The sequence below is a fragment of the Ensifer sp. 22521 genome (assembly GCF_052044795.1).
GTDB lineage: Bacteria > Pseudomonadota > Alphaproteobacteria > Rhizobiales > Rhizobiaceae > Ensifer.
This window is the reverse complement of sequence record NZ_JBQENM010000011.1, coordinates 16,006-37,956: the sequence shown is the minus strand read 5'-3', so window position 1 is coordinate 37,956 and position 21,951 is coordinate 16,006. Positions and strand designations below refer to the sequence as shown.

Genomic DNA, 21,951 nt, shown 5'->3' with positions numbered 1-21,951 from the left:
ATGTCGAACATGCATGGTTCGAAGGCGTCATTCGACTGGCAGGATCCATTCAACCTGGATGCGCAGTTGACCGAAGAAGAACGCATGGTGCGGCGCACCGCGCAAGATTATGCCGAAGACCGACTGGCGCCGCGCGTGCAGGAGGCCTTCCGCCACGAGAAGACCGATCCGTCGATTTTCGCCGAGATGGGCGAACTCGGCCTGCTCGGACCGATGGTCTCCGAGGAATACGGCGGCGCGGGCCTCAACTACGTCTCCTACGGTCTGATCGCCCGCGAAGCAGAACGCATCGACAGCGGCTACCGCTCGATGATGAGCGTCCAGTCTTCCCTGGTGATCGTGCCGATCTATACCTTCGGCAGCGAGGACCAGAAACGCAAATACCTGCCGGGACTGATTGCCGGCACGAAAATCGGCTGCTTCGGCCTCACCGAGCCCGATCATGGTTCCGATCCCGGCTCGATGATCACCAAGGCCACCAAGGTCGATGGCGGCTATCTGCTTTCCGGCTCCAAGACCTGGATCTCAAATGCGCCGATCGCAGATGTCTTCGTCGTCTGGGCGAAGACCGCCGATGGTCTGATCCGCGGCTTCATTCTCGAAAAGGGATGGAAGGGGCTCAGCGCACCGGCGATCCACGGCAAGGTGGGCTTGAGGGCATCGATTACCGGCCAGATCGTCATGGACGAGGTCTTCGTGCCGGAAGAAAACATGCTGCCCGATGTGACCGGGCTGAAAGGTCCCTTCACCTGCCTCAACTCCGCGCGCTTCGGCATCGCCTGGGGCGCCCTTGGTGCGGCTGAGTCCTGCTACGAGACGGCACGGCAATACGTCATCGACCGCAAGCAGTTCGGCCGACCGCTCGCCGCCAACCAGTTGATCCAGAAGAAGCTTGCGGACATGGCGACGGAGATCGCCCTTGGTCTGCAGGGTTGCCTGCGCCTCGGACGCATGAAGGACGAAGGCAACCCGCCGGTCGAGCTGACCTCGATCCTCAAGCGCAATTCCTGCGGCAAGGCGCTGGAAATCGCCAGAACCGCCCGCGACATGCTCGGCGGCAACGGCATTTCGGACGAATTTCCGGTGGCTCGTCACCTCGTCAACCTCGAAGTGGTCAACACTTATGAGGGCACGCATGACATCCACGCGCTGATCCTTGGCCGTGCCATCACCGGCATCGCCGCCTTCGCCAACTGAGGTCCGGCATCGATGTTCAGGACCAAGAGACCGCTGCGCTTCGGAGACTGCGACCCCTCAGGGATCGCCTACTTCCCGTCCTACCTCAACATCCTTGTCGGGGTGACGGAGGACTTCTTCGCGTCGCTCGGCTTTCCCTGGAAGACGATGAACGACGAGCGGCGGATCGGCGTGCCGACAGTGCGCCTCGATCTCACCTTCATTCGCCCGGGCTTTCAGGGCGACGAACTTGATTTCACCCTCGTGGTCAGAGGTATCGGCCGCTCGTCGCTCGACATGGAGCATACGGTCTCGGCAAGAGATGCCTTGCTCTGGACGGCGAACCAGCGGGTCGTCGCCACCTCGCTCGACAATCACGCTTCTCACGCGTGGCCGGATGACATCCGTGCTGCGCTGACACAACATCTGGAGACGACCGATGCACACCATCCTGCAACCTGAAGGTTGGGCAAAGCCCATCGGCTATGCCAACGGCGTGGCTGCAACGGGCCGCACTGTTTTTGTCGGCGGCCAGATCGGCTGGAACGCGCAATCCGAGTTCGAGACCGACGATTTCGTCGAGCAAGTGCGCCAGACGCTGAAGAACGTCGTCGCTGTGCTCGCCGCCGGCGGCGCGGAGCCGCAACACATCACCACGATGACCTGGTACTTCACGGACAAGCAAGAATATATCGGCAATCTGCGCGGCATCGGCCAAGCCTATCGCGACATCATCGGCCGGCATTTCCCGGCCATGGCGGCGATGCAGGTCGTGGCGCTCGTCGAGGACCGCGCCAAGATCGAGATCCAGGCCACGGCCGTCATCCCCGACTGAGGCTGCCACCATGTCCGAGGTCCGATTTTCGGAGAGCGTTTTCGCCCTTGTTGAAGACGACGTACTCGTCGTCACCATCGACAATGCGCCCGTCAATGCGCTCTCGTCGCATGTGCGCTCCGGCCTGGTGGCGGCGCTCGACCATGCGGCCAGTCTCCCCACGATTAGGGGCGTGGTCATCACGGGCGCCGGCAGCACCTTCATCGGTGGCGCCGACATCAGGGAGTTCGGCAAGCCGGCGGTCGAACCGACGCTTCGGGACGTGATCGAGCGCATCGAGGCGTTTGAGAAGCCGGTCGTCGCTGCCGTCAACGGCGCAGCGCTTGGCGGCGGCTGCGAAGTGGCGCTCGCCTGCCACGGCCGTATCGCCGGCGAGAAGGCGTCGTTCGGCCTCCCCGAAGTCAAACTCGGCCTCGTCCCGGGCGCGGGCGGAACGCAGCGCCTTCCGCGCCTGATCGGTATCGTCGCGGCGATCGATCTCATCGGAACCGGGCGTGCCGTCAAGGCCGCCGAAGCCGTGACGCTTGGCCTTGCCGACAGCGTTGCCGCCGATCCCGTAGGTGCCGCACTGGCTTTCGTGCAGGAACCCGCCGCCAAACCGCTCCACCGGACGGGCATGATCGCCGTTCCGCCGGCGGATGCCGCAGCCATCAGCGCCACAGAGGCAAAGGTTCTGGCGAGAGCCCGCGGCCAAGCCGCCCCCGCCGAGGCCGTTCGCCTCGTCAAGGCAGCGGGCGAACTCGACCTGAAACAAGGACTGACCGAGGAACGCGCGACCTTCCTGCGTTTGCGCGATTCCACCGAGTCCGCTGCCCTCAGGCACGTGTTCTTCGCCGAGCGCGCCGCCGGCAAGGTAGAAGGCCTCGACAAGGTCTCTCCGCGCAGGATCGAGACCGTCGGTGTCGTCGGCACCGGGTTGATGGGATCCGGCATCGCGGTCTCCGCCCTGACCTCCGGCTACCGCGTGGTCGCGCTGGAGCAGACGGAAAAAGCCGCCGCCAGCGGGCGGACACGCATCGCCGAGACCCTTGAGAAGACCGTACGCTCCGGACGGCTCACTGCGGCCGGCCACGACGACTGCCTGGCGCGGCTGCAGACGACCGCCGAAGCCGGAGATCTCGCGAATGCCGACCTCGTCATCGAAGCGGTCTTCGACGATCTCCAGGTTAAGACAGAGCTGTTTCAGAGGCTCGACGGCATCGTCGCACCCGGCGCCATCCTCGCGACCAACACGAGCTACCTCGATCCCGATGCGATTGCCGCCGCGACAGCCGATCCGTCGCGGGTCGTAGGCTTGCACTTCTTCTCGCCCGCCAACGTCATGCGGCTTGTCGAAGTCGTCAACTGCGCCAAGACCACACCGGACGTGCTGGCAAGTGCGCTTGCCTTCGTCAAACGTCTCGGCAAGCTGCCCGTCGTTTCAGGCGTCACCGAAGGCTTCATCGGCAACCGCATTTTCTCCGCCTATCGCCGCGAGGCAGAGTTCATGCTGGAGGATGGAGCACTGCCGGAGGAGATCGATGCCGCGCTCGAGGCCTATGGCTTTGCGATGGGGATCTTCAGCGTCAACGACATGGCCGGACTCGAGATTGCCTGGGCGCGCCGCAAGCGACAGGCGGCGACACGGGATCCTGCCGCACGTTATGTCGAAATCGCAGACAGGCTCTGCGAAGCGGGGCGTCTCGGTCGCAAGAGCGGCCGTGGTTGGTACGCCTATCCCGATGGCAAGCGGGCCGTCGATCCCGAGGTCACTGCGGTCATCGAAGCCGCAAGAGCGGCGAAGAACATCACGCCGCGCGATTTCACCACGGACGAGATCGTGAGCCGCCTTCTGAAAGCGATGGCCGACGAGGGAACGGCCCTGCTGGCCGAAGGGATCGCGGCACGTCCAAGCGACATCGATCTGGTGATGATCAACGGCTACGGCTTTCCCGCGCACAAGGGCGGGCCGATGTTCACAGCCGAGCAAGGCAAGGACAAATCCCATGGGTGAAGCCTACATCGTCGGCGGCGTCCGCACGCCCATCGGTCGCTATGGCGGCGCTCTGTCGAGCGCACGTCCGGACGATCTCGCGGCCCACGTGATCCGCGAGGCGCTGTCGCGCGTTGCGTCCGTTCCGACCGAGGCGATCGATGAGGTTGTTCTTGGCTGCGCCAACCAGGCGGGCGAAGACAATCGCAACGTCGCGCGCATGGCCGCCTTGCTCGCCGGGTTGCCCGAAACGGTAGCCGGAACGACGATCAACCGGCTGTGCGGTTCCGGGCTGGACGCCGTCGGCTATGCCGCCCGCGCGATCCGGCTGGGCGAAGCCGAGATCATCGTCGCCGGCGGCGTCGAAAGCATGTCGCGCGCGCCCTTCGTCATGCCGAAGGCCGAAAGCCCGTTCCAGCGCGGCACCGAAATCCATGACACGACGATCGGCTGGCGCTTTGTCAATCCCGTCATGAAAGACCGATACGGCATCGACTCCATGCCGGAGACTGCCGAAAACGTCGCGGCCGAGTTTTCCATCTCGCGCGAAGACCAGGACGGCTTTGCACTGCGCAGCCAGGCCCGGGCGGCCACTGCGCAAAAGAGCGGGCGTTTCGCCCACGAAATCGTCCCCTATGCGATCAAGGCACGCAAGGGCGAGACGACATGGGTTGAGCAAGACGAACACCCGCGCGAAACGACCATCGAGAAGCTTGCCGGCCTGCCGACGCCATTCCGCGCCAATGGCACGGTCACCCCCGGCAATGCCTCCGGCGTCAACGACGGCGCAGCCGCGCTCATCCTTGCCTCGCGCCGAGCGGTCGAACGCTATGGCCTCCAACCGCTCGCCCGGGTCGACGGGATGGCGACGGCAGGGGTTGCACCGCGCATCATGGGCATCGGCCCGGTGTATTCGACCCGCAAGCTCCTGGAGCGTTTGAACCTCCGTCTCGGCGACATCGATATCGTCGAACTGAACGAGGCCTTCGCGGCACAAGCGCTCGCCTGCATGCGGCAGCTCGGGCTGGCCGACGATACACGCCACGTCAATCCCAATGGCGGCGCCATCGCGCTCGGCCATCCGCTTGGCATGTCCGGCGCGCGGCTGGCGCTGACGGCGGCCTTGGAGCTTGAGCTTCAAGGTGGCAAGCGGGCGCTCGCCACCATGTGCATCGGCGTCGGACAGGGTATCTCGATGCTGCTGACGCGGCCGTGATGTCCGCCTGTTAGAAGGATCGATGCAAGGTCTGGCGCGATCGCCAGATCACGTCATCGCGGGTAGCCCCCATCCCCTTTCGACACCGGCTTCGGAACCAACACGCCTATTCCTGACAAATCGCGTCTTGATATTGCCGGCGGAAGCGCCCAACTGATCGGCATCGCGCTCCTTCGCACTTCCCCACCGGCGCGTCCTGCACTCGAAGCGATAGACGTCAATCTTCAAAGGTTCCCCCATGACCCAGTATCCCGATATCCTCCTTCATATCGACGGCGCCTGGCGGCCGGCTCGAGCGGGCAAGACCATTCCCGTCATCGACCCAGCCACAGAGGAAACGATTGGCCAGGTGGCCCGGGCAGAAGTGGCGGATCTGGATGAAGCGCTGAACGCCGCCCAAAAAGGCTTCCAGGTCTGGCGGGCGACCTCGGCTTTCGACCGGGCAAAGGTCATGCGAACGGCAGCGGCGCTGCTGCGCGAGCGTGCCGTCGACATCGCCTGGCTGATGACGCGGGAACAGGGCAAGCCGCTGGCCCAGTCCAAGGGCGAAATCCTCAGCGCCGCCGAAATCATCGAGTGGTTTGCCGAGGAAGGAAAGCGCGCCTATGGCCAGATCATTCCGCCGCGCACGCCAGACGTCACCCAGATGACCGTCAAGCTGCCCGTCGGCCCGGTCGCCGCTTTCACGCCGTGGAATTTCCCGATCAACCAGGTCGTACGCAAGCTGTCTGCCGCGCTGACCACGGGATGCTCGATCATCGTGAAGGCGCCGGAGGAAACACCAGCATCGCCGGCCGAACTGATCCGGTGCTTCGTCGATGCTGGCATTCCCGCAGGCGTCGTCAACCTCGTCTATGGCGTGCCGGCGGTCATCTCGGAGTATCTGATCTCGCATCCGGTCATCCGCAAGATGTCCTTCACCGGCTCGACCCCGGTCGGCAAGATGCTGGCAGCACTCGCCGGCCAGCATATGAAGCGCGCGACGATGGAACTCGGCGGCCACGCCCCGGTCATCGTCACAGACGATGCCGACATCGAACAGGCCGTCGCGATCATGTCCGGCAGCAAGTATCGCAACGCCGGGCAGGTCTGCGTGTCGCCGACCCGCTTCCTGGTGCAGGAGCGGGTGGCAGATCAGTTCCTTGAAGGTTTCGTCGCCGCATCGCGGAAGGTCAAGGTCGGCAACGGCCTTGAGACCGGCATAGACATGGGGCCGCTGGCCAATGAGCGGCGCATCCCGGCGATCGAAAGCCTGGTCGCCGACGCCGTGGAGCATGGCGGCCGGCTGGCAACCGGCGGGCATCGCATCGGCAACCGAGGCTATTTCTTCGAGCCGACGGTGCTTGCCGACGTTCCGGTCAGCGCCCGTATCATGAATGACGAACCCTTCGGTCCCGTCTCCATCATCAACCGCTTCAACGAGCTCGACGAAGCGATCAACGAGGCCAACCGCCTGCCGTTCGGGCTTGCGGCTTACGCCTTCACCGGCTCAGAGCGAAGCGCCTATCGCCTCGCAAGCGAAGTCGAGAGCGGAATGATCTCGATCAACCATCTCGGCCTGGCGCTGCCGGAGGTGCCCTTCGGCGGTATCAAGGATTCCGGCTACGGAACGGAAGGCGGCTCCGAGGCGATCGAGGCCTATCTGGAAACCCGCTTCGTCACGCGCAAGAGCGTGTAACCGCGCTCGATCATCTCCCGCGCGCGCCCGGCGCGCGGGAAATGCTGCGTGTCACCCAGCAAGGGCACGAGAGCCGCCCGCAGAAGTAGCAGTCTTAAATTTACTCCCCTGTTACGAAGTTTGCCCACCATCGGACCCATGGCATGATGCCTATGGGAGAGCACGATGGGTTATGATTGGAATGGCGCACGCGGGCGCCGCATGAAGATCGCACGATTTGGTACGGCCGTCGCTCTGGCAACCTTGTTGGTGTCGGTCGCTGCGCAGGTCGTGGCCCGGGCAATCTAAACACCGACGGGTTGGCTTGTTCGGCGCACCGAAGGCCAGGTCGAAGGTTTCCGAACACGGTGACTAATAGCCCCCGGATCTGCTTCTCGAGATCGAAAATTCGGCCGTCCACGGCTCCCCTCCTCGATGTTCCGGATATTCTGCGGCATAGCAGCCTGGTGAAAGCCCGGCCTGCCGGGTTTCCAGCGGCAATCGAAGCTGATACGTTCCATTTTTGTTCCGAGTCATCTGCTTCGGGCGAAGGGTTTGAGACCGTGAAGCGGAATCCGCGAATTCTTTCAAGGAGATGAAACGGAACGAAGAATTTGGCAATCTTGCTGACAACGCCTGGATACGTATGAGCGCCGCCTATCTCGAAAAACTGAATGACCGCCAGCGCCAGGCGGTGATGCATGGTGTGGGACTGCCGCAAGGCCAGGTTGGCGGCCCTCTGCTGATTATTGCGGGTGCCGGTTCGGGCAAGACGAATACGCTCGCTCACCGGGTGGGACATTTGATCGTCAACGGCGCCGATCCGCGTCGCATCCTGCTTATGACCTTTTCACGACGGGCGGCTTCGGAAATGAAGCGTCGGGTCGAGCGGATCTGTCGCCAGGTCATCGGCGACAATGCTGCGGTCATGACAGACGCGCTCTCCTGGGCGGGCACTTTCCATGGCATCGGCGCGCGTATCCTCAGGATTTATGCCGAACAGATCGGCCTCGGCCAGGATTTCACGATCCATGATCGCGAAGACAGCGCCGACCTGATGAACCTCGTTCGCCACGAGCTCGGTTTTTCGAAGATGGAAAGCCGCTTTCCGACCAAGGGGACCTGCCTGGCGATCTATTCGCGCGTCGTGAACTCGGAAAGCTCGATCATCGACGTGTTGAAGACGGCGTATCCTTGGGCTGCGAACTGGGAAGAGCAACTCAAGGAACTGTTTGCAGGCTACGTCGAGGCCAAGCAGGCGCAGGACGTCCTCGACTACGATGATCTGCTGCTTTACTGGGCGCAGATGGCTTCCGACGCGGAACTGGCGCAGGATATCAGCAGCCGTTTCGATCATATCCTGGTCGACGAATATCAGGACACGAACCGCCTTCAGGCCTCGATCCTGCTGTCGCTCAAGCCCGAGGGCCATGGCCTGACGGTCGTCGGAGATGACGCCCAGTCGATCTATTCCTTCCGGGCCGCGACGGTCCGCAACATCCTCGATTTCCCGAATGCGTTTTCGCCGGAACCCGCCGACGTCATCACGCTCGATCAAAACTATCGCTCGACCCAGCCGATCCTGGCTGCCGCCAACGGCGTCATCGGGCTTGCGCGGGAACGGTTCACCAAGAACCTCTGGACGGACAGGCAGTCGGAGCAGCGCCCGCAGCTTGTCACCGTCAAGGACGAGACGGACCAGGCCGCCTATATCGTGGAGCAGGTTCTCGCCAACCGCGAAGTCGGCATAGCGCTGAAGCAGCAGGCGGTGCTGTTTCGTTCCGCCAACCATAGCGGCACGCTCGAAGTCGAGCTCACCCGTCGCAACATTCCCTTCGTGAAATTCGGCGGCCTCAAGTTCCTCGACAGTGCCCATGTCAAGGATCTGCTGGCGACCTTGCGTTTCGCGCAGAACCCGCGTGACCGCGTCGCCGGCTTCCGGCTGTTGCAGATGCTGCCCGGGATCGGCCCGCAGACGGCAGGCAAGATCCTCGACGCGATCGCCGCCGATCCGGAGCCGCTCGCAGCACTCGCGGAAATCCCAGCGCCACCCAAGACCGGGGAGGATTGGGCGAGCTTCGTCGATCTCGTTTCCGCTCTACGGAAAGCCGACACGGGATGGCCGGGGGAAATCGCGACGGCGCGTGCCTGGTACGAACCCCACCTTGACCGCATCCACGAAGACGCCGAAACGCGCAAGGCCGATCTCGTGCAACTCGAGCAGATCGCCGGCGGCTACCAGAACCGCGAGCGTTTCCTGACCGAACTGACGCTCGATCCGCCGGATGCCACCAGCGACCAGGCGGGCGTGCCCCTGCTCGACGAGGACTACCTGATCCTTTCGACCATTCATTCGGCCAAGGGACAGGAATGGCGCTCGGTCTTCATGCTCAATGTCGTCGACGGCTGCATCCCGTCCGATCTTGGCGTCGGCACGACCGCCGAGCTCGAAGAGGAACGGCGGCTGCTCTATGTCGGGATGACCCGGGCACGCGACCACCTGGCACTGGTGACGCCGCAAAGGTTCTTCACCTACGGCCAGAACAGCCAGGGCGACCGGCACGTCTACGCATCGCGAACCCGCTTCATTCCGGCGACGCTGCTGCAGTTCTTCGAGACGACGAACTGGCCGAAGATTTCGGCGGCCGCCGGCGAACGCAGTGCCAAGCAGATCCGCATCGATGTCGGCGCCCGGATGCGTTCCATGTGGAAGTGAGGGTGGGGTCGCGGCCGTGATGCTTCGGCCTCCGAACCGCCTTCTGCCCAGCGCCGTTCCTATGAAAAAGGATGATCTACCCGTCTGCTGTAGCAGAGATCGCCATTCAGGTGCGGGCATCAGCCGACGGTTTAGGGATGATGCAGCACGCTCACCCCGCCATCGACCGTCAGACAGGTAGCGTTCATGAAGGGGCATTCGTCCGAAATCATGAAGAGGGCGGCCTTGGCGATTTCCTCCGGCGTCGCGATGCGACCGCCGGGATGAAGCTTCATCGTTTCGGCTTCCGCCGCGGCCGGGTCGGGAAATGAGTTCCAGTATTCCTCGGCCTTCTGCGTGCGCACGTAGCCTGGCGCCAGCGCATTCACACGCACGCCCTGCCCGGCATATTCCAGCCCCAGCGCCTTGGTCATGCCGAGAAGCGCATGTTTGGCGACGGGATAGGGGAAGGTGAGCGGGATGATGGTGAAGGCGTGGGTCGAGGCGATGTTGAGGATGACGCCGCCGCCTTCCGCGATCATGCCGGGCAGCACGGCTTTGCTGCAGTTCCACGCGCCCTTGAGATTGATGTCGAAGCAGCGCTGCCAGTCGGCATCCGAGAGTTTCAGCGGCTCGAAGAAGACGTTGACGCCGGCATTGTTGACCAGCGCGTTCGGCTGGCCGATCTCGCGGCTGGCCGTGGCAATCGCCTGTTCGATGGCATCCGCATCCGTGATGTCGGTCGTGGTGTAGCCGAGCTTTCCGCCGGTCGCACGGAGCCGTTCGGCCTCGGTCGCCAGCAGATCGCCATCACGATCGATGAGGTAGAGGCTCGCGCCTTCCGCAAGGAAGGTCTCGGCAATAGCAAGGCCGATGCCTTGAGCCGCCCCAGTGATGACGACGCGCTTTCCTTCGAGCCGACCCGCCATGTCCGCCCTCCTCACCACTCGGCGACGCTGCCGTCGGCATGGCGCCAGATCGGGTTGCGCCAGCGATGGCCTTCCTTCGCCCGTTCGATGACGTACTGCTCGTCCACCTCGATGCCGAGGCCCGGTCCTTGCGGGATCGACACGAAACCGTCTGCGTAATGGAACACGTCTTTGTTGGAGATGTAGTCGAGAATGTCGTTGCCGGTATTGTAATGGATGCCGAGGCTCTGCTCCTGGATGAAGGCGTTGTAGCTGACGGCGTCGACCTGGAGGCAGGCGGCAAGCGCAATCGGTCCGAGCGGGCAATGCGGCGCCAGTGCCACGTCGTAGGCTTCGGCCATCGCCGCGATCTTGCGGCACTCGGTGATGCCGCCGGCGTGCGACAGGTCGGGCTGCAGGATGTCGACATAGCCGTCTGAAAGCACCGACTTGAAGTCCCAGCGTGAATAGAGCCGCTCACCAAGCGCGATCGGCGTCGAGCAATGGTTGGCGATTTCCTTCAGCGCCTCGCGATTTTCCGAAAGCACCGGTTCTTCGATGAACATCAGGTTGAAGGGCTGCAGTTCCTTCGCCAGCACCTTGGCCATCGGCCGGTGCACGCGGCCGTGGAAATCGACGCCGATGCCGATATGCGGACCGATCGCCTCGCGGATCGTGGCGATGGTCTCGACCGCCTTCTCCACCTTCTCCCAGGTGTCGACGATCTGCATCTCCTCGCAACCATTGAGCTTGATCGCCTTGAAGCCGCGGGCAACGACATCGCGCGCATTGTTGGCGACGTCGGACGGACGGTCGCCTCCGATCCAGGAATAGACCTTGATGCGGTCACGCACCTGGCCGCCGAGAAGGGCATGGATCGGCTGGCCATAGGCCTTGCCCTTGATGTCCCAGAGCGCCTGGTCAATCCCGGCAAGTGCCGACATGTGAACCGCGCCGCCGCGGTAGAAGCCGCCGCGATACATGACCTGCCAATGGTCTTCGATGAGCAGCGGATCCTTGCCGATCAGGTAGTCCGATAGCTCGTTGACGGCGGCTTCCACCGTCAGGGCTCGCCCTTCGACGACCGGCTCGCCCCAGCCGACGATCCCCTCGTCGGTTTCGATCTTCAGAAACAGCCAGCGCGGCGGAACGATATAGGTTGTGAGCTTAGTGATTTTCATGGTGCGATATCCGCTGGGTGAAACAAGACGGCGACGGCCGCCCGGAAAAGGTCTCAGCGCGTCGAGAGGGCGGGCCGGTGACGTTCGACAGCAATCTTGAGGTCGCGCGCCGCAAGGTCAAGCATGCGCATGGAACAGTCGCGCGCCCGCACCTTGTCGCGCAGGCGTAGCGCCTCGACCAGTTCGCCATGGATGTCGATCGCCTCGTCACGGCGCTCGGCGACTTCATTCGAGGCGTGCAGCGAGAACTTCAGCGCCGCCTGGATGATGCCGACGAGCTGCAGAAAAACCTGGTTGTGGCTCGCCTTGAGCAGGCAGGTATGAAAGGCGACGTCGGCATCGGTGAAGCCGGCGAGATCGCGTTCGCCGTCGCGCATCGCCTGCCAGGCGCGCTCGAGATCGGCGATCTCCTGGACGGTAGCGCGCTCGGCGGCAAACTCCGCCGCCGCCGGCTCGATCGCCCGGCGGGCCTCCAGAATGCAGTTCAAGAGATCGAATTCGAAGATGCGCTCGCCGATCCATTCAAGAACCTGCGAATCGAGGATGTTCCATTCGTCCTTGTTGCAGACGACGGTTCCGACCCGCGAGCGACCACGCACCATTCCCTTCGATTCAAGCACCTTCAGCGTTTCGCGAATGACGGTTCGGCTGACGCCATAGCGTTCGCAAAGGTCGTTCTCACGTGGCAGGTAGGAGCCGACAGGAAAGACGTCGGCGCAGATGTCCGAAGCGATCGCGCGTGTCACGTTCTTCTGGACGCGTGGGCGGCGCTGGCCGCGCTCCTCCATGCCGCTTCCATGTTGCTGCTCTGCCACCGCCATCTCCTCCCGCTCGCGTCTCCCAACCGCTGCTTAGCGCAGACGCCCGAACGCGACAACGCACCGAAGCACGCTGCTATCGTTATACACTACTAGCTCATTCATCATACAATGGCAATTGACGAATATGATGATTCATCATACACAAATGCCCACTGCAGGAGGCAGTTCACCAGGGAGAGAGATCATGCGCTTTATCAAGGCAGCCATTCTGGCTGGTACCGTCGCCGTGCTCACGGCAACCTCAGCGTTCGCTGCCGACGTCAAAATCGGTTTCATCGTCAAGCAGCCGGAAGAGCCGTGGTTCCAGGACGAGTGGAAGTTCGCCGACGTCGCCGCCAAGGAAAAGGGCTTCACCCTCGTCAAGATCGGCGCCGAAGACGGCGAGAAGGTTCAGTCGGCGATCGACAACCTCGGCGCCCAGGGCGCGCAGGGCTTCATCGTCTGCACGCCTGACGTCAAGCTCGGCCCCGGCATCGTCGCCAAGGCTGCCGCCAACGAGCTCAAGCTGATGACCGTCGACGACCGGCTGGTCAACGCCGATGGCAGTCCGATCGAAGACGTCCCGCATATGGGCATCTCGGCAACGAAAATCGGCGAGGCCGTCGGCCAGGCGATTGTCGACGAGGTCAAGAAGCGTGGCTGGGACATGAAGGATGTCGGCGCCATCCGAGTCTCCTACGACCAGCTCCCGACGGCGGTCGATCGTGTCGAGGGCGCGCTTTCCGTCCTCAAGGCCAACGGCTTCCCGGAAGCCAACATCTTCGACGCGCCGCAGGCCAAGACCGATACGGAGGCTGCGCTCAACGCCTCGACGATCGTTTTGAACAAGAACGCCGGCATCAAAAAGTGGGTCGCGATCGGCCTCAACGACGAAGCCGTACTTGGCGCCGTGCGCGCAACCGAGACGGTCGGCATTGCCGCCGACAGCATGATCGGCGTCGGCATCGGCGGCGCGGACTCGGCGATCAACGAGTTCAAGAAGCCCTCGGCCACCGGCTTTTTCGGCACGGTCATCATTTCGCCGAAGCGTCACGGCTACGAGACCGCGCTCAACATGTTTGAGTGGATCGCCAACGGCAAGGAGCCGGAAAAGCTGACCCTGACCGCCGGCCAGCTTGCACTGCGCGACAATTACGAAGCCGTGCGCAAGGACCTCGGCATCGAGTAATCGCTGCTTGCGACACCATCGGCCCGGCGGCTGATCCCGCCGGGCGTTCCGTATCGGAGCCGCACATGCAAGACTTTCTTCAATTCCAGTCGATCTCCAAGGGCTATCCCGGCGTCCAGGCGCTGTCGGACGTCTCGTTTTCCGTGCGCAAGGGTGCCGTCCATGGGCTCATGGGCGAGAACGGCGCTGGCAAGTCGACGCTCATCCGACTATTGTCCGGCGACCAGGCGGCCGACCAGGGAGAGATCCGCATCGACGGCGCGGCGCAGAGCTATCGTTCCGTGCGCGACGCCTTTCGTGCCGGCGTGATCGTCATCCATCAGGAATTGCAGCTCGTTCCTGAGCTGACGGTTGCAGAAAACCTCTGGCTCGGCCACTTCCCCGGCAAGGGTGGGGTGATCGATCGCCGCCAGCTGATCCGCGTTGTCGGCGAGAAACTCTCCGAAATCGGCATCGACGTCGATCCGTCGGCCAAGATCGCCTCGCTTTCGATCGGCGAACGTCAGATGGTCGAGATCGCCAAGGCGGTCATGCTCGATGCGCGTGTCATCGCGCTCGACGAGCCGACATCGTCGCTCTCGTCGCGCGAAAGCGAAATCCTCTTTGCGCTCATCGAGCGCCTGCGTTCGAACGGTACCGTAATCCTCTATGTATCCCACCGCCTCGACGAGATCTTCAGGCTCTGCGACAGCCTGACGGTGCTGCGTGACGGCAAACTTGCCGCCCATCATCCCGATATTTCCAGGGTGACACGCGACCAGATCATCGCCGAAATGGTCGGGCGCGAGATCTCCAACATCTGGGGCTGGCGGGCCCGTGAGCTCGGGACCGAGCGCCTGCGCGTCGACAACATCTCCGGACCGAGACTGCAAACGCCCTTGAGCTTTTCCGTCCGGCGCGGCGAGATCCTCGGCTTCTTCGGCCTGATCGGCGCCGGTCGCAGCGAGATGGCAAGGCTCGTCTACGGTGCGGACACACGCTACCAGGGAACGGTCACCATCGACGGCGCAATCGTGCCGGCCGACAGCCCGCCGCAATCGATCCGCGCCGGCATGGTGTTGTGCCCGGAGGACCGCAAGTTCGACGGCGTCGTCCAGGGGCGCAGCATCGAAGAGAACATGGCGATCTCGTCGCGCCGGCACTTCTCGCCCTTCGGCATCCTCGACCTGAAAAAGGAAGGTGAGCTCGCCGACCGCTTCATCGCCAAGCTTCGGGTGCGCACGCCATCGCGCAAGCAGGACATTATCAATCTGTCGGGCGGCAACCAGCAGAAGGTCATCCTCGGCCGCTGGCTTTCCGAACAGGGCGTGAAGGTCCTTGTAATCGACGAGCCGACGCGCGGCATCGATGTCGGCGCCAAGTCGGAGATCTACGAAATCCTCTATGAACTCGCCGGCCAGGGCATGGCGATCGTCGTCATCTCCAGCGAGTTGCCCGAGGTGATGGGCATCACCGACCGCATCTTCGTCATGTGCCAGGGCCGGATCGCCGCCGACATCGCGCGCGCTGATTTCGACGAGCGCCGCATCCTCGCCGCCGCCCTTCCCGATGTACCAACCGAGCAGGTTCAGCCGTCATGACTTCCTTGAAAAAACTTCTTCTCGGCGAACAGGGTCTCGTCGTCATCTTCGCCGTCGCCTTCGCCATCGTGGCACTGACGGTTCCGAACTTCCTGACCGAGCGCAACATGCTGGGCCTTTTGCAATCGGTCGTCACCATCGGCATCGTCGCCTGCACGATGATGTTCTGCCTTGCCTCGCGCGACTTCGATCTCTCGGTCGGCTCGATGGTCGCCTTTTCCGGGATGGTCGCCGTCATGGCCTCGAATGCATCGGGCTCCATCCTGATCGGCCTCGTTGCCGCGCTCCTGTGCGGCGGTTTCGTCGGCCTCGTCAACGGTGTCGTCATCGCCCATTTCCGCATCAACGCTCTGATCACCACGCTTGCCACCATGCAGATCGTGCGCGGTTTCGCGCTGATCGCGTCCGACGGCCGCGCCGTCGGCATCAACGATCCAAGCTTCTATCAACTGGCGTTGTCCAAGTTCCTCGGCATCCCGACGCCGATCTGGGTGATGGGCTTCTTCTTCCTCGTCTTCGGCTTCGTCTTGAACCGCACGGTCTTCGGCAAGAACACGCTGGCGATCGGCGGCAACCCCGAGGCTTCGCGCCTTGCCGGCGTCAATGTCTCGAATATGCGCATCTGGATCTTCGCGCTGCAGGGCCTCGTCTGCGCCGTTGCCGGCGTCCTGCTCGCCTCGCGCATCACCTCCGGCCAGCCGAACGCGGCAACGGGTCTCGAGCTCTCGGTCATCTCGGCCTGCGTGCTCGGCGGCGTCTCGCTTGCCGGCGGCCGTGCGGCGATGACCGGCGTGATCGTCGGCGTGCTGATCATGGGCATCGCCGAAAACGTCATGAACCTGCTCAACATTCAGGCCTTCTACCAGTATGTCGTGCGCGGTCTGATTCTGCTGCTCGCCGTGCTGCTCGACAATCTGCGCTCGGCCGCCGCCGGCCGCCGCAGCTAGCAAATGGCGGAAGACACCCTCGTCCTAGAAAACGACGAAGGGCTCACCGTTGCGGTGAGCCCGCTCGGCGGCGCCATCCTCTCGGCCCGCTGGCGCGGCATCCCGGTGCTCGCGCCGACGCCGGCGCCGGGTCTCGCCTCCCAGGTGCTCGGTGCCGAAGCGTGTTTTCCGCTGATGCCCTTCGGCAACCGCATCGAGGATAATGGCTTCCACTTCGAAGGTCGCGACTACACGCTCGCATCCAATACGTCCGACCCGCTGGTGCTCCACGGCGACGGCTGGCTTCGGCGCTGGTCGATCCTTCACCAGGACCGTCATTCGCTTGCGCTAGGCTACCGGCAGGAGGCGAACGCAGAGCCCACGCCCTTCGCCTATGAGGCGGTGCAGACGATAGCGATCGACGGTGCGAGCCTGACCCTTTCGCTCACCGTCACCAACCGGGCCGCGCAAGCGCTCCCCTATGGATTGGGCCTCCATCCCTATTTTCCGCGCACACCGGGAATGCGCCTTTTTGCCCACGCCGGCCGCTACTGGACGGAACGCGAGAACCACGTGCCAGGTGCGGCGCAGTCAATTCCGCAGGATTTGGACTTCACCTCCGGCGCCCCACTGCCGCCCGGCTGGCTGAACAATGCCTTCGACGGCTGGGACGGAAAGATGCGCATCGAGTGGCCGGAAACCGGCCTTGCGCTTTCGCTCGACGCTGACGAGAGCTTTCGTTTCTTCGTCCTCTATTCTCCTTCCACCGACGCCGACTTCTTCTGCTTCGAGCCGATGAGCCATCGACCGAACGCGCACCGCCAGCCCGAAAACGGCGGCCTCGTCAGACTGGCGCCCGGCGAAACTCTGGAAGGCACAGTCGCCCTGCAGGCGGAATGACAAGTTGATCCCCAAAACAATCATCCCCCACATTGGCGTGGGGGACAAAGTCACTTTCGCGGACAGCCGGCGATCGGCCGCCCAGAGCCGCTGCGTGGACGGCTTAATCGGCGCCCGGCCGCCTCGCGCGACCTCGCTTGACAGTCGGTTCATAATAAACTTAACATGTTAATGGATTGAATATTCCCGATGAGGAGCGAGAGGAAGATTCAAGCCGCCGAGGAGGGCCTGCATCACAGTCGGATCGCCGTCATTTGAATTGACGTGGAGCGGCACAGGCATGCCCTGTTTCCGGGTGGAGCGACACTGATCAATGGGAGGGATTTATGATACTGAACCGACGGAGCCTTATTAAAGCCGGTGGTGCCATGCTTGCGGCGCCTCTCATCTTGCGAACGGGTGCCGCGCGCGCCCAGAGCGCAGTTACGCTGAAGCTGCACCACTTCCTGCCGCCGGCGTCCAACGTCCACCAGCGGCTGTTGACTCCATGGGCAAAAACCCTGGAGGAGCAGAGCAAGGGCGCGCTCAAGGTCGACATCTTTCCGGCCATGCAGCTCGGCGGAAAGCCGCCGCAGCTTTACGATCAGGCGGCCAACGGCGTCGTCGATATCGTCTGGACCCTGCCCGGCAACACACCTGGGCGCTTCCCCTCCACCGAGGTGTTCGAGCTTCCTTTCGTCGCCGCGAAAGAGGCCACCGTCAACGCACAGGCGTGCCAGGAATACGGACAGACGCATGTCCTGAAAGAGACCGGCGACACGCAGCTTCTGTGCTTCTGGGCGCACGATCATGGACTGATCCACACCAACAGGGAGGTGAAATCCAGCGCCGATCTGGCCGGCCTGAAGCTACGCAATCCGACCCGGCTTGCCGGTGAGGCGCTGGCGGCACTGGGCGCAACACCAGTCGGCATGCCTGTTCCGCAAGTTCCGGAAGCGCTGGCCCAACGGGCGATCGACGGCTGCGTCATCCCGTGGGAAGTGGTACCGTCCATCAAGGTCAATGAACTCACCAAGTTCCATACGGAAATTCCGGGCTCGCCGACGCTCTACACCGCGACCTTCTTCCTGGCGATGAACAAGGGCAAGTATGAGGCGCTGCCGGCCGATCTGAAGGCGGCGCTGGACGCCAACAGCGGCATGACCTTCGCCAAGAAGGCCGGCGAAATGTGGGACAGCGTCGGCGCCGAAGTGCGGGCCGCGATCGAAGCATCCGGAAGCGGATCGATCAGCGCGATTTCCGAGGACGAAAAGGCGAAATGGGTCGCGGCAACCAAGCCTGTCCACGACAAGTGGATCGAGGCCATGAAGGCCAAGGATCTCGACGGCAAGGCACTGATCGAAGCGGCGCACGGGCTCGTTCAAAAATACTCGAACGCCTGAGTGCGACTGCGAGCCCAGCGCGCCTGAATTTGGCTCCATCCAACAATTCGAGAGCTTGGAACCGGGATGACGGAAGAAGCAACACACGAGGCTGCCGTTACGGTGCCGCGACGCCGCGAGGTTGAGCGGCTTGCGGCAGGATTGGCACTCATAGGCGGAACGCTGATCTGCCTCGCAGCCGCATTGGTGACGATCAGCGTCCTCGGCCGCTGGCTTTTCAACCGGCCCGTACCGGCCGACTACGAACTCGTGGAGGTCGCGATCGGTGTCGCGATCTTCTCATTCCTCGGCTACACCCAGGCGCGCAACGGCCATATTGCCGTCGATACCTTTACGCTCGCCCTTCCGTCACGCGTCACGCGGGTCATCGATGGTGCCTGGGACCTCGTGCTGGCGGCCTGCCTGGCATTCTTCGCCTGGGGTCTTCTCACTGGCGGACTGGAGGCGCGTCTGTACGGAACGACGCTGATCCAGCTGCCCTGGCCGATCTGGCCGGTCTATCTGACCTGCGCCGCGCTGGCAGCGCTCGCATCCGTCATCGGCTTGTCCGTCGCCATTCTCAAGATCGGAGGCCCTCGATGAGCGGCTTTGCCATTGCTTGCCTGGGCTTCGCTGCGATGCTGGTCCTGATCGCCATCAGAATGCCGATCGCGCTCGCCATGCTGGCAGTCGGCGCCGCCGGTTATGCCTATCTCTCCGGCCCGCACGCGCTGGTCTATTACCTGCAGACCAACACCTACAGCCAGTTTGCCAGCTATACGCTATCCGTCATTCCCCTCTTCATCCTGATGGGCGCGCTTGCCGAACAATCGGGCATCGCCGCGACCATGTTTCGGGTGGCCGAGCGGAGGCTCGGACGGTTCAGGGGCGGAATGCCGATGGCGGTGATTGCGGCGTGCACCGGCTTCGGCGCAATCTGCGGCTCGTCGGTCGCAACCACCGCAACCTTCGGACGCGCGGCACTGCCGGAACTGCGCCGCGCGCGGGTCGATGCCGGGCTTGGAACCGGCACCATCGCCGCCGGCGGTACGCTCGGCATCCTCATTCCGCCGTCGGTCATCCTGGTGATCTATGCGATCACAGCCGAGCAGAACATCGCCAAGCTGTTCCAGGCCGCCCTGGTGCCGGGATTGCTGGCGGCGGCGTTCTATCTGATCGCGATTGCCGTGGTCGTGCGGCGCAAGCCCCATCTCGCGCCGCCGGTGACAGTCGTCGAGGTCGCAAAGACGCTCCGTCCGTTCTGGGCGCGGCCGGCGGGGCTGGTCTTGCTTGTCGGCGGTACTGTCGGTTGGCTGTTGGGTTCGCTCGGCACCGTCGGCGCGATATTGCTGGCAATCTTCGGCCTGCTTCTGCTAGCCGCCGATTTCGCCGTCGTTCCCGCCGCCGCCGTTGCGGTCACGGTCGTCGGCGGCATCTATGGCGAGGTGTTCACGCCAACGGAAGGTGCTGCGGTCGGTGCCGCGGTGACGCTCGCGATCGGCCTGCTGCAAAGGGCACTGAGCCCCGCTGCCTTGAAGAACGCGCTGCTGCAGACGGCTGAAACCAGCGGGATGATTTTCCTGATCCTTCTCGGGGCGGAGGTCTTCGGCGCGTTCCTGGCGCTGACCCAGATGCCGATGATGCTCGCCTCGATGATCGGGGAGTCCGGGCTGCCGCCCTACGCCGTGGTGTGCGGCATGCTGCTGATCTATATCGTGCTCGGCGCCGTCATGGACGAGTTGGCGATGATCCTGCTGACCCTTCCCGTCTTCATCCCGATCGTCATGACGCTCGATCTCGGCATGCCGCCGGACGACGTCGCCATCTGGTTCGGCATTCTCGTCCTGATCGTCGTCGGCATTGGCCTCTCCGCCCCGCCGATCGGCCTCAATGTCTTCATCATCAACAAGTTGGCGACCGACGTACCGATAGCGCAGACTTACCGAGGCGTGATGCCGTTCGTGATCGCCGACCTCATCAGGCTGGTCATCGTCACGGTTTCCCCGGGGGTTGCGCTGGCGCTGGTCCGATTGCTGAATTGACGGGGCCGGTTCCTAGGCGGCGCTCATGCGCGCCGCCTCGCAACAATTGACACGACATTGCCCGGCATCTGCTACCGCAGTCGCGGGTCGGCGAAAGGCTTAGAACTCGGCCATCAGCGACGCATAGAAAGTGCGCCCCGGGCCGGGCTGCTGCACGAGGCTCAACGGGTCGACATAGTAGGCGTCCGTCAGGTTCTCGTTGATCCGGCACTCGGCGAAGGCATCGACCAGCGTATAAGGCCTCCAGTCGATGAGCGAGATGAATTGCGAAGCACCCTGGGCGGTGACGTCGCCATGACCGATCGCGCGCGAACCGGTGCGCGAAATCCTGCCGCCGACCGTCAGCGCATCATCCCGGAACGTCTGCGACAATGTCAGAGCGCCACGGTATATTCCGGCGGCACCTGGTAACGTCCGGCGCCCACGAGACCAAGCCGCTACCCTTCTATCTTGAGCGTACGCGTCTGCCTGAGCTCGGCAAGCAGCGCATCTGCCTCCCATGTCTTGCTTCTGGAGGCCGCCGCATCTTTGACCAGCGTGCAAAGCCGTTCATTGACCGGCGCCCGACGGCCGAGCTTGGTGGCGAGCGCGACGACCGCACCGTTGATCCAATCCACTTCAGGAAAGCGGCCAGCGGCAAGGTCGTCGGCCATCGAGGAGCGCGCCGTGGCGTCGATCTTCAGCATGCGACCGGCAATGGCACGGAACAGGGCATCCGGCAGGCTGAGAACGGACGGCAACCAACCCGGTGGCAGCGGTGTCAGGCGCGCCGGCCGGAGGCGTCCCTCAGCGGCCAGCAGCGAAAGTGCCTCCCGCTGGGCGAGCGCCAGGCAAAGACGAAAGCCCCGTGTCTGGAGCTGCGCGCGCAAGGGCAATCCGGAGAGCGCATTGATTGCGTTGTTGAGGTTCATCAGCAGCTTCGCCCATTGCACCTCTTCCATGTCACGACGCAGGTCGAGAGCCAGTCCCGCAGCCGCAAAGAGCGGTACCGCCGAAGCCATCAGCGGGTCGTGCTCGGCGGCCATATTGCCTTCTGTCGCACGATGCAGATGGGTCGGGCCCGGTGCCATCACGTTGAAAGGAACCATGCCGCGCAGAATTTTTGCCGACGGCAGAAAGGTCTGTAGCGTAGCGCTGTTGCTCACACCGTTCTGCAGGCTGAGGACCGGGATGCCGGGGCGTAGCACCGAGGAGAGCTCTGTCGCGGCACCCGCCGTCTGCCCGGATTTGACCGTCAGGAGGACGAGATCGCAATCCGCCAGGGAGGAAGCCGTGTCGGAGTAAACGATCCGCTCGGGCGCGACGAAATCGTCACGCCCATCCAGGTCGGTCAGGCGCAACCCGTCCTTTCGCCAAGCGGCACCGCGCGCCGCCCGGCCGACAAAGATCACCTCTGCGCCACCGGCCAAAAGGCAGCCGCCGACAAAACCGCCGACCGCGCCGGCACCGAACACTCCGATTTTCACGAAACCGCCCCTCCGCACGCCAGGGAGTATAGGCCGGGATCGTCGCA

The 21,951-nt window shown here is 63.5% G+C and carries 18 protein-coding genes and 1 pseudogene; 14 read left to right on the top strand and 5 right to left on the bottom strand.

Annotation, left to right across the window (positions count from 1 at the left end):
* Positions 1-9 precede the first annotated feature (9 nt).
* The 7 genes from ACTJKE_RS18300 to ACTJKE_RS18270 all read left to right on the top strand — a co-directional run bounded on the left by ACTJKE_RS18300 (position 10) and on the right by ACTJKE_RS18270 (position 9,572).
* Positions 10-1,197, top strand: a complete 1,188-nt coding sequence (locus ACTJKE_RS18300) for an acyl-CoA dehydrogenase (RefSeq protein ID WP_058330149.1) — start codon at positions 10-12, stop codon at positions 1,195-1,197.
* A 12-nt stretch (positions 1,198-1,209) separates the two neighbouring features.
* Positions 1,210-1,638: an acyl-CoA thioesterase gene (locus tag ACTJKE_RS18295; protein WP_058330099.1), complete on the top strand. Its 429-nt coding sequence runs from the start codon at positions 1,210-1,212 to the stop codon at positions 1,636-1,638.
* Positions 1,616-2,011: a RidA family protein gene (locus tag ACTJKE_RS18290; RefSeq protein WP_058322299.1), complete on the top strand. Its 396-nt coding sequence runs from the start codon at positions 1,616-1,618 to the stop codon at positions 2,009-2,011. The genes ACTJKE_RS18295 and ACTJKE_RS18290 overlap by 23 nt, the downstream gene beginning before the upstream one ends.
* A 10-nt stretch (positions 2,012-2,021) precedes the next feature.
* The gene (locus ACTJKE_RS18285; protein WP_058330100.1) at positions 2,022-4,004 is read left to right on the top strand and encodes a 3-hydroxyacyl-CoA dehydrogenase NAD-binding domain-containing protein; all 1,983 of its coding nucleotides are present in this window, start codon (positions 2,022-2,024) and stop codon (positions 4,002-4,004) included.
* Positions 3,997-5,199, top strand: a complete 1,203-nt coding sequence (pcaF, locus tag ACTJKE_RS18280) for a 3-oxoadipyl-CoA thiolase (protein WP_058330101.1) — start codon at positions 3,997-3,999, stop codon at positions 5,197-5,199. The genes ACTJKE_RS18285 and pcaF overlap by 8 nt, the downstream gene beginning before the upstream one ends.
* A gap of 238 nt (positions 5,200-5,437) precedes the next feature.
* Positions 5,438-6,877, top strand: coding sequence for an NAD-dependent succinate-semialdehyde dehydrogenase (locus ACTJKE_RS18275; RefSeq protein ID WP_058330102.1), 1,440 nt, complete (start codon positions 5,438-5,440; stop codon positions 6,875-6,877).
* 625 nt (positions 6,878-7,502) lie between these two features.
* Complete coding sequence (locus ACTJKE_RS18270; RefSeq protein WP_058330150.1) at positions 7,503-9,572, top strand: ATP-dependent helicase; 2,070 nt, start codon at positions 7,503-7,505, stop codon at positions 9,570-9,572.
* 131 nt (positions 9,573-9,703) lie between these two features.
* On the opposite strand, the gene ACTJKE_RS18265 is transcribed toward ACTJKE_RS18270, so the two are convergent.
* From ACTJKE_RS18265 to ACTJKE_RS18255, 3 genes are read right to left on the bottom strand one after another with little or no spacing between them, the layout of a single operon-like run.
* Positions 9,704-10,480: an SDR family oxidoreductase gene (locus ACTJKE_RS18265; protein ID WP_058330103.1), complete on the bottom strand. Its 777-nt coding sequence runs from the start codon at positions 10,478-10,480 to the stop codon at positions 9,704-9,706.
* 11 nt (positions 10,481-10,491) lie between these two features.
* Positions 10,492-11,640 (bottom strand): galactonate dehydratase, encoded by a 1,149-nt coding sequence (dgoD, locus tag ACTJKE_RS18260; protein WP_058330104.1) that lies wholly within the window; start codon positions 11,638-11,640, stop codon positions 10,492-10,494.
* Between the two features lie 53 nt (positions 11,641-11,693).
* The gene (locus tag ACTJKE_RS18255; RefSeq protein WP_058330105.1) at positions 11,694-12,461 is read right to left on the bottom strand and encodes a FadR/GntR family transcriptional regulator; all 768 of its coding nucleotides are present in this window, start codon (positions 12,459-12,461) and stop codon (positions 11,694-11,696) included.
* Positions 12,462-12,645: 184 nt separating this feature from the next.
* Here ACTJKE_RS18255 and ACTJKE_RS18250 point away from each other — a divergent pair, with 184 nt between their 5' ends.
* The 7 genes from ACTJKE_RS18250 to ACTJKE_RS18220 all read left to right on the top strand — a co-directional run bounded on the left by ACTJKE_RS18250 (position 12,646) and on the right by ACTJKE_RS18220 (position 20,438).
* Positions 12,646-13,629: an arabinose ABC transporter substrate-binding protein gene (locus ACTJKE_RS18250; RefSeq protein WP_058330106.1), complete on the top strand. Its 984-nt coding sequence runs from the start codon at positions 12,646-12,648 to the stop codon at positions 13,627-13,629.
* A gap of 65 nt (positions 13,630-13,694) precedes the next feature.
* Positions 13,695-15,209: an L-arabinose ABC transporter ATP-binding protein AraG gene (araG, locus tag ACTJKE_RS18245; RefSeq protein ID WP_113512170.1), complete on the top strand. Its 1,515-nt coding sequence runs from the start codon at positions 13,695-13,697 to the stop codon at positions 15,207-15,209.
* Complete coding sequence (araH, locus tag ACTJKE_RS18240) at positions 15,206-16,156, top strand: L-arabinose ABC transporter permease AraH (protein ID WP_058330108.1); 951 nt, start codon at positions 15,206-15,208, stop codon at positions 16,154-16,156. Before araG ends, araH begins: the two co-directional genes overlap by 4 nt.
* A 3-nt stretch (positions 16,157-16,159) precedes the next feature.
* A complete protein-coding gene (locus ACTJKE_RS18235; protein WP_058330109.1) occupies positions 16,160-17,035 on the top strand; it encodes an aldose 1-epimerase in 876 nt (291 codons plus the stop codon).
* Positions 17,036-17,361: 326 nt separating this feature from the next.
* Entirely contained in the window at positions 17,362-18,417 is a 1,056-nt protein-coding gene (locus ACTJKE_RS18230; protein ID WP_058330110.1) for a TRAP transporter substrate-binding protein, read from the top strand.
* Positions 18,418-18,483: 66 nt separating this feature from the next.
* Positions 18,484-18,999 carry a TRAP transporter small permease gene (locus ACTJKE_RS18225; RefSeq protein ID WP_058330111.1) on the top strand — a complete coding sequence of 172 codons (516 nt, stop codon included), beginning with the start codon at positions 18,484-18,486 and terminating at the stop codon, positions 18,997-18,999.
* Positions 18,996-20,438, top strand: coding sequence for a TRAP transporter large permease (locus ACTJKE_RS18220; RefSeq protein ID WP_058330112.1), 1,443 nt, complete (start codon positions 18,996-18,998; stop codon positions 20,436-20,438). The genes ACTJKE_RS18225 and ACTJKE_RS18220 overlap by 4 nt, the downstream gene beginning before the upstream one ends.
* Positions 20,439-20,537: 99 nt before the next feature.
* Here ACTJKE_RS18220 and ACTJKE_RS18215 read toward each other — a convergent pair.
* Together ACTJKE_RS18215 and ACTJKE_RS18210 are read right to left on the bottom strand one after the other, a co-directional pair.
* A pseudogene (locus tag ACTJKE_RS18215) lies at positions 20,538-20,842 on the bottom strand (TonB-dependent receptor); the annotation flags it as partial.
* Positions 20,843-20,875: 33 nt separating this feature from the next.
* Entirely contained in the window at positions 20,876-21,904 is a 1,029-nt protein-coding gene (locus ACTJKE_RS18210; RefSeq protein ID WP_197423552.1) for a 2-dehydropantoate 2-reductase, read from the bottom strand.
* Between the last annotated feature and the right edge of the window lie 47 nt (positions 21,905-21,951).